This window comes from Flavobacterium salmonis (assembly GCF_903819435.1).
Taxonomy (GTDB): Bacteria; Bacteroidota; Bacteroidia; order Flavobacteriales; family Flavobacteriaceae; genus Flavobacterium; species Flavobacterium chungangense.
Genome location: NZ_CAIJDP010000130.1, coordinates 1 through 968, shown reverse-complemented (window position 1 = coordinate 968; position 968 = coordinate 1). Strand labels below are relative to the sequence as shown.

At 25.0% G+C, this 968-nt stretch carries 2 protein-coding genes; both read right to left on the bottom strand.

What is annotated here, in order from left to right; genetic code table 11:
- Nucleotides 1-228: 228 nt before the first annotated feature.
- The gene (locus FLACHUCJ7_RS25225; RefSeq protein ID WP_180910980.1) at nucleotides 229-507 is read right to left on the bottom strand and encodes a hypothetical protein; all 279 of its coding nucleotides are present in this window, start codon (nucleotides 505-507) and stop codon (nucleotides 229-231) included.
- An 8-nt stretch (nucleotides 508-515) separates the two neighbouring features.
- Nucleotides 516-785 (bottom strand): hypothetical protein, encoded by a 270-nt coding sequence (locus FLACHUCJ7_RS25220; RefSeq protein WP_180910979.1) that lies wholly within the window; start codon nucleotides 783-785, stop codon nucleotides 516-518.
- Nucleotides 786-968: the final 183 nt, after the last annotated feature.

Genomic DNA, 968 nt, shown 5'->3' with positions numbered 1-968 from the left:
ATTAGTTTAAACCATTTCTGCTCATAAAATTCTAATTTAATTTTCCCTTTATAGCTCAATTTTTTCTCTTTAGTTTTTTTAAGGTATCGCACAACGTTCCCACGCTTGGCGTCAGTTGCGAACTTCGGAACTGATTATTTTCCGTTAAAGATAAAATTTCTTGCGGAAAATAAACGTGAATTTACCAGTAAATTCGCAATTGCGCCAAACGTGTGTTGGCAGTAGTTTTTATTTGTTTTTCAATAGTTTTTCTTGCATTTTAATAATTTTTTTCTGTTCATTTATCAATAATTCGTCATTTTTAAGCATTAGTTTTAAATCCTTAATTTGAGAATTATTTAGACTTATTATTTTATTTAAGTTGCTTTCTCTTTCATTAGATAATTTCAGAATTTTTTTATTAGTATCACCGTCTATTAAATCGATCATTATTTTTCTTGCTTGTTCAGTAGTTAAAACAATTCTATTTTTATCAAATAAAATTGCGCCCGATAAATATTTTTTCAATGAATCGTTTAATTTTTTTTCTTTATTAAGTTTGTTTTGAATTCTTTTCTTTCCTCTTCGCTGAATTCTTTCAAACTTTTGTATTTATCCCAAACTTCATCTATTTGTCCATCTTGTAGATTTTCTAATCTTGTTTTTAAAAGGTCAATTTGAATATCTTTATTTTTTAGTTGTTCATTATGAATTTGATATGCATAATATAAAACTACAGGTAAGCCTAAAACTATAAAAAAGTCTTTTACTTTTTTTACAAATTTTGAAATTTTTTTTAGATTCATATTTTTAAGAATGTTTATTATTGAATGAAGTTGAGATTAATCGATTGTTGCAATAAGATATTGAATTCTTCTTGCTGCGGTAAAATTCTAACTAACGTTTTATAGATATCTAAAAACTAAATGGTTATAAAGTTAAAATCATCGACTTTGAATTGATGTTTTTCCATTTGTTTTTGTATTCTT